Source organism: Micromonospora sp. NPDC049580 (assembly GCF_040675595.1).
In the GTDB taxonomy this organism is placed as follows: Bacteria; Actinomycetota; Actinomycetes; order Mycobacteriales; family Micromonosporaceae; genus Micromonospora.
In genome coordinates this window covers 1-6949 of the sequence record NZ_JBFAPG010000339.1, presented here as the reverse complement: position 1 = coordinate 6949, position 6949 = coordinate 1, and the positions used below count along the sequence as shown (strand labels likewise).

Below are 6949 nucleotides of genomic sequence, written 5' to 3'. Positions count from 1 at the left end.
TCCGCGACGGCCGTCGCCGCCCGCTTCGGCGCCGCCGCCGTCGGCGCACACCAGATCGCCCTGCAGCTCTGGTTCTTCACGGCGCTGGTGCTCGACGCCCTCGCCATCGCCGCGCAGTCCCTGGTCGGTGCCGCGCTCGGCGCCGGCGACGCGGCGGACGCCCGCGCGCTGGCCCGCCGGATCGGCCTGCTCGGCGGCGTCTGCGGCGTCGCCTTCGCGCTGCTCATCGCCGCCGGCGCCGGCGTCGTGCCGTCCTGGTTCAGCTCCGACGAGCAGGTACGCGAGCAGGCCATGGTGGCCTGGCCGTGGTTCGTCGCCATGCAGCCCCTGGCCGGGGTGGTGTTCGCGCTCGACGGTGTGCTGATCGGCGCGGGCGACGTGCGCTACCTGCGCAACCTCACCATCGTGGCGGCGCTTGGCGGTTTCCTGCCGGTCATCTGGCTGGCGTACGGGCTCGACCTGGGGCTGGGCGGCATCTGGGCGGGGCTCACCCTCTTCGTGGCGATCCGGCTGGTCGCCCTGCTGCTGCGCCTGCGCAGCGGCGCCTGGGCCGTGGTGGGCGCGATCCGCTGACGGCCTGCCCCCGGCTCAGCAGTCCTCGCCGTCGCCGGGACGCCAACCCGGGTCGTAGATGTCCCCGGTCGGCGCGGTGTTCGGCAGGCCCACCTCGGGCGCGATCTCCAGGTCGATCCGGCCCTTGCGGATCGCCGCGCAGGTCGCGTTGAGCACCGTCACGTCGGCGCTGTCCACCCACAGCCCGGCCGAGCCCGCCCGCACGTCGTCGGGGTGCGGCACGTGCCAGACGACCTGGTCCCGGAGGGTGACGAGTTCGGCGCCCGGGGCGTACGCCTGCGGGCGGGGCAGGTCGAAGGAGTAGACCCAGATGAACCGGGTGGTGATCGCCAGCACCCGGATCCCGTCGCTGTCGGTCGTCGACCGGTACTCCACGGTGCCGCTGGCCCGGATGCCGTCGGCGAGGTCGAGGTTCGGGTCGGCGGCGCGGTCGACCAGGGTGGCGTAGTTCAGGTTCGTCCCCTGCGCGAAGTCCTTGCGCAGGTCGGCGCGGGCGTCCGGGGCCAGCAGGGCGAGGAACTGGTCCGGATCGCCGAAGAGCATGGACGGGTCGAGTCGGCTCTGGATCAACGCCCCCTTGACCTTCGCCAACGCGTCACCGACCTGCTTGGCGGTGAACGGCGCGGCAGCCTTGGCCGCCGGGAGCGTGATGGCCGCCGCGCCCACGGCGAACGTCTCTGCCGGCGTGCCGACGAACGGTCCGAGGCTGTTGCCGCTCTCGTCGACCGGCCGGGGCGGCGCCGTGGAGGAGCCCTGACCCAGCAGCGGCTCCCCGTCGTGGATCCGCTGCACGGCGCTGTACCCGCTCCAGGCCAGCACGGCCAGCAGCACCAGGGCGACCAGCCCGCCGACGCCGCCGAGCAGCTTGCCCGCGTGCTGCTCCCAGCCCAGCCGCAGCCGATCAGCGCCGGTCACGGGGGTTTCGGTCGCCGGCCCCCGCATCCAGTCCGGCACCCGGATGTCGTCGGTCTCGCTGGCGACCGCGTACGGGTCGGTGGTGTTCGGCGGGCTGGCGGGGTCTTCGCTGGTCATCGTGTAGTCCTGGTTCGGCGGGAACGGGCGTGTGATCTTCGCATTCGGCCGACGACGGCGCTGTCCCGTTCGGCGCGCCCAGCAGCAGCCGGCACCCGGGCGCCGCCGTGGCGACAGCGGGCCGGGGTCGGCCGGAGGGCGCCGGGCGACTCCGGTCGCCGAGAGGCTGTCTGGCAGGCTTGGGCGACGTGAGCACCGATGGTCTGATCGTGGTCGACAAGCCCGGCGGCATGACGTCGCACGACGTGGTGGCGCGGATCCGCCGGCTGGCGAAGACCCGCCGCGTCGGGCACGGCGGCACCCTCGACCCGATGGCCACCGGTGTCCTGGTGATCGGTGTGGGGCGGGCCACCCGACTGCTGACCTACGTGATCGGCGCGGGCAAGAGCTACACCGGCACGATCCGGCTCGGCCAGGCCACCGTCACCGACGACGCCGAGGGCGACGTGATCGCCAGCACCCCGGCCGGTCACGTCACCGACGAGGCCATCCGCGCCGCGCTGACGGCCCTGACCGGGGAGGTCGACCAGGTGCCGAGCGCGGTCAGCGCCATCAAGATCGACGGGCAGCGGGCGTACAAGCGGGTGCGCGACGGCGAGAGCGTCGAACTGCCGGCGCGGCGGGTCACCATCTCCCGGCTGGAGGTGCTGGCGATCCGCCGCACCGAGCCGGACGTGGTGGACGTGGACGTGGACGTCACCTGCTCCTCCGGCACGTACATCCGGGCCATCGCCCGGGACGCGGGCCTGGCGCTCGGCGTCGGTGGGCACCTCACCGCGCTGCGCCGGACCGCGGTGGGTGGCTTCACCCTCGCCGAGGCGGCCACGCTCGACGAGCTGGAGCAGCGCGCCCCGGCCGTGGTGAACCTGCCGCTGGACGCGGCGGCCGACCGGTTCTTCCCGCGCCGGGAGGCGACACCCGACGAGGCGAAGGTGCTCGGCCACGGCGGTCCGCTGGACCCCGCCGGCATCGCCGGGCCGTACGCCGTCTTCGGACCGACCGGCGGGCTGATCGCTATCGTCAGCGAGCGGGACGGGCGGGCCCGCGCGGAGATCGTGCTCGCCCCGGCCTGACGGCGGGAGGCAGGTCCGCCGGCCTCCGGCCGGCGGTGTCGACCCGCCGAACAGCGGGACAGCAGGAAAGGAACGGCATGCAGCGGTGGCGGGGGTACGACGCGGCGCCCGGCGGCTGGGGGCGCTCGGTCGTCACCATCGGCGTCTTCGACGGCGTGCACAAGGGGCACCAGGCGACCATCGGGCACGCCGTGGCCCGGGCCCGGGAGTTGGGCGTGCAGTCCGTGGTGGTCACGTTCGACCCGCACCCGGCCGAGGTGGTCCGCCCCGGCTCGCACCCGGCCGTGCTCACCGAGCCGGCCCGCAAGGCGGAACTGATCGAGGCGCTCGGCGTGGACGTGCTCTGCGTGGTGCCGTTCACCCCGGAGTTCTCCCGGCTGCCGCCCGAGCAGTTCGTGCACGACATCCTGGTCGAGCACCTGCACGCGGCGCTGGTGGTGGTCGGCGGCAACTTCCGCTTCGGGCACCGCGCGGCCGGCGACGTGGCGCTGCTGGAGCGGCTGGGGAAGACCTTCGGCTTCGGGGTGGAGGGCGGCCCGCTGGTCGCCGAGGACGGCACGGTCTTCTCCTCCACGTACATCCGCTCCTGCGTCGACGCCGGTGACGTGGGCGCCGCGGCGGCCGCGCTGGGCCGCCCGCACCGGGTGGAGGGCGTGGTGGTCCGCGGCGACCAGCGCGGCCGGGTGCTGGGGTTCCCCACCGCGAACCTGCTCTGCCACCGGTACGCGGCGGTGCCCGCCGACGGGGTGTACGCCGCCCGCCTGATCCGTCGCGGTCAGTCCGAGCCGCTGATGTCCGCGGTGTCGGTCGGCACCAACCCGACCTTCTCCGGTCGGGAGCGGCGGGTGGAGGCGTACGCGCTGGATTTCGACGGCGACCTGTACGGCGAGCGGCTGGCCCTGGACTTCGTGGCGCACCTGCGCGGTCAGGTCCGCTACGACTCGATCGAGCCGTTGATCGCCCAGATCGAACAGGACGTCGTACGCACCCGGCGCGCTCTGAGCTGATCATCCACCGGGCCGCGCAGGCCCTTGGCCGGCTGTTACCCGTGGGTGCTGGTAGTCTTGCGGGGACGTCGGGTGACCGGCGTGGGGCCTCGCGTGCCTGCTCGACGCCGCGGGTGCGAGGTACCGGTCCGTTCCCGGTCCATCGGGACGACGGACACCTACTTGATCAACCCATCGAAACAGGGAGAACATGGCGCTCGACCAGGAAGCCAAGGCCAGCATCCGCGCGGAGTACGCGACCGCCGAGGGCGACACCGGTTCGCCGGAGGTCCAGGTCGCGGTCCTCACCAAGCGGATCGCCGAGCTGACCGAGCACCTGAAGGTGCACAAGCACGACCACCACAGCCGCCGTGGGCTGCTGCTGCTGGTCGGCCGTCGCCGTCGGCTGCTCAACTACGTCCAGAAGAAGGACATTGCCCGCTACCGGACGCTCATCGAGCGGCTCGGTCTGCGCCGGTGACGTGACGGGGGAGTGGCCCACCGGCCGCTCCCCCGATCGGCGTCCCACCTGAAGAACACGGGCCGCGCGACCAACCCGAGAGGGAGCCGGTCAGCGTACCGGTCTCCGGTAGTGGCCCCCGGGAACCCGGCAGTACGCCGGCCACCCGGGCGCTTCGATCGAAGACCGGCCGGCTGAGCAGCTCCCCGACGTCGCGGGCCCACGACGCGAAGGAGCACGACAGCACATGACCGAGACCAAACTCGGCACCGAATCCCGCACCGCCGTGATCGACAACGGGTCCTTCGGCACCCGCGAGATCACCTTCTCCACCGGTCGACTGGCTCGCCAGGCCGCCGGTTCGGTCATCGCCCAGCTGGGCGAGACGGTGGTCCTCTCCGCCACCACCGCCGGTAAGCACCCGAAGGAGCAGTTCGACTTCTTCCCGCTGACCGTCGACGTCGAGGAGCGGATGTACGCCGCGGGCCGCATCCCCGGCTCGTTCTTCCGCCGTGAGGGTCGGCCCAGCGAGGACGCGATCCTCACCTGCCGCCTGATCGACCGGCCGCTGCGCCCGTCCTTCGTGAAGGGCCTGCGCAACGAGGTCCAGGTCGTCGAGACCATCCTCGCGCTCGACCCGCAGCACCCGTACGACGTGGTGGCCATCAACGCGGCCTCGATGTCGACCAAGCTCTCCGGCCTGCCGTTCTCCGGCCCGATCGGCGCGACCCGGGTCGCCCACATCGACGGCCAGTGGGTCGCCTTCCCGACCCTGGAGGAGCTGGCCCGCGCCACCTTCGACATGGTCGTGGCCGGCCGCACCCTCGACGACGGCGACGTCGCGATCATGATGGTCGAGGCCGAGGCCACCCCGAACGCCGTCGCCCTCATCTCGGCCGGTGCCACCGCCCCGACCGAGGAGATCGTCGCCAGCGGCCTGGAGGCCGCCAAGCCGGCGATCCGTGAGCTGTGCCGCGCGCAGAGCGAGCTGGCCGAGGTCGCCGCCAAGCCGGTCACCGAGTTCCCGGTCTTCCTGGACTACCAGGACGACGTGTACGACGCGGTCGCCGACCTGGCCCGCGGCGAGGTGGCCGAGGCGGTCACCATCGCCGGCAAGGCGGACCGCGAGGAAGCCCTGGACCGGGTCAAGGCCCGGGTCGCCGAGGAGTTGGGCGCTCGGTTCGAGGGTCGGGAGAAGGAGCTCAGCGCCGCCTTCCGCTCGCTGACCAAGTCCGAGGTGCGCAACCGCGTGCTGCGCGAGCAGGTCCGCATGGACGGCCGCGGCCCGCGCGACATCCGGCCGCTGACCGCCGAGGTCGGCGTGCTGCCCCGGGTGCACGGTTCGGCGCTGTTCGAGCGCGGCGAGACCCAGATCCTGGGTGTCACCACGCTGAACATGCTCCGCATGGAGCAGATGGTGGACACGCTGTCCCCGGAGAACCGCAAGCGCTACATGCACAACTACAACTTCCCGCCGTACTCGACCGGTGAGACCGGCCGGGTCGGCTCGCCGAAGCGGCGCGAGATCGGCCACGGTGCGCTCGCCGAGCGTGCGCTGATCCCGGTGCTGCCGTCGCGCGAGGAGTTCCCGTACGCCATCCGGCAGGTCTCCGAGGCGCTCGGCTCCAACGGCTCCACCTCGATGGGCTCGGTCTGCGCGTCGACGCTCGGCCTGCTCTCCGCGGGTGTGCCGCTGAAGGCGCCGGTCGCCGGCATCGCCATGGGGCTCATCTCGGACGAGGTGGACGGCAAGACGCAGTACGTGACGCTTACCGACATCCTCGGCGCCGAGGACGCGTTCGGTGACATGGACTTCAAGGTCGCCGGCACGCCGGAGTTCGTCACCGCGCTGCAGCTCGACACCAAGCTCAACGGCATCCCGTCGGACGTGCTGGCCGCCGCGCTGCAGCAGGCGAACGAGGCCCGGCAGATCATCCTCGGTGTGATGAAGGCCGCGATCGAGGCTCCGGCCGAGATGTCGGACTACGCGCCGCGGGTCACCACCGTCAAGATCCCGGTGGACAAGATCGGCATGGTGATCGGCCCGAAGGGTCAGACCATCAACGCGATCCAGGACGAGACCGGCGCCGAGATCTCCATCGAGGACGACGGCACGATCTACGTTGGCGCCACCAACGGCCCGTCGGCCCAGGCGGCCGTCGACCGGATCAACGGGATCGCTAACCCGACGCTGCCCAAGCAGGGCGAGCGGTTCCTCGGCACGGTGGTCAAGACCGCCGCGTTCGGCGCGTTCATCTCGCTGCTGCCGGGCCGCGACGGCCTGCTGCACATCTCCAAGGTGGGCGACGGCAAGCGGGTCGAGCGCGTTGAGGACTTCCTCAACGTCGGTGACCGGGTCGAGGTCGAGATCGCGGACATCGACGCCCGCGGCAAGATCTACCTGGACAAGGTTCGCCCGGAGGGCGCCGAGGCTCCGGCCGCCGGTGAGGCCGCTGGCGGCGACCGACCGGCTGGTCGGGACCGGGGTGACCGGGGCCCGCGTGACCGCGGTGACCGTGAGCGTGGCGGCGACCGTGGCGGTCGTGGCCCGGAGCGCGGCGGCGAGGGCGGCAACGGCGGCAACGGCGGCGGCGAGGGTGGTGGCGAGGGCGGCGAGCGTCCGCGCCGCCGGACCCGGCACAGCTGACCACCAGCACCTGCAACACCCACCCCTCGTCGAACCGGGAGCAACACGTGAGTCGGGCCTTCAGTGCGCCGTTTCCACCGGATCGACGGGGGGTGGCTGCGTCCCGGGACAATGGGGCGGGCCGCTCCGGCGGCGCCGCCCGCGCGGTGACCCGGACGCTCAGCGACGACCCGCTGGG

Annotated in this window: 6 protein-coding genes; 5 read left to right on the top strand and 1 reads right to left on the bottom strand. The window is 72.8% G+C overall.

The features are described 5' to 3' along the window. The coding region (locus tag AB0J68_RS23250; RefSeq protein ID WP_363940454.1) for an MATE family efflux transporter at positions 1-573 on the top strand (573 nt) is incomplete at its 5' end. 15 nt (positions 574-588) lie between these two features. Here the strand turns inward: AB0J68_RS23250 and AB0J68_RS23245 are convergent. Further along, complete coding sequence (locus AB0J68_RS23245; protein ID WP_354857666.1) at positions 589-1605, bottom strand: hypothetical protein; 1017 nt, start codon at positions 1603-1605, stop codon at positions 589-591. Positions 1606-1793: 188 nt separating this feature from the next. Between AB0J68_RS23245 and truB the strand changes: the two genes are divergently transcribed. The 4 genes from truB to AB0J68_RS23225 all read left to right on the top strand — a co-directional run bounded on the left by truB (position 1794) and on the right by AB0J68_RS23225 (position 6771). Continuing rightward, complete coding sequence (truB, locus tag AB0J68_RS23240) at positions 1794-2678, top strand: tRNA pseudouridine(55) synthase TruB (protein WP_363940453.1); 885 nt, start codon at positions 1794-1796, stop codon at positions 2676-2678. A 77-nt stretch (positions 2679-2755) separates the two neighbouring features. Next, positions 2756-3685 (top strand): bifunctional riboflavin kinase/FAD synthetase, encoded by a 930-nt coding sequence (locus AB0J68_RS23235; RefSeq protein WP_363940452.1) that lies wholly within the window; start codon positions 2756-2758, stop codon positions 3683-3685. Between the two features lie 190 nt (positions 3686-3875). After that, positions 3876-4145: a 30S ribosomal protein S15 gene (rpsO, locus tag AB0J68_RS23230; protein WP_007456699.1), complete on the top strand. Its 270-nt coding sequence runs from the start codon at positions 3876-3878 to the stop codon at positions 4143-4145. A gap of 226 nt (positions 4146-4371) precedes the next feature. Next, positions 4372-6771, top strand: a complete 2400-nt coding sequence (locus AB0J68_RS23225) for a polyribonucleotide nucleotidyltransferase (protein WP_363940451.1) — start codon at positions 4372-4374, stop codon at positions 6769-6771. The last annotated feature ends 178 nt before the right edge of the window (positions 6772-6949 follow it).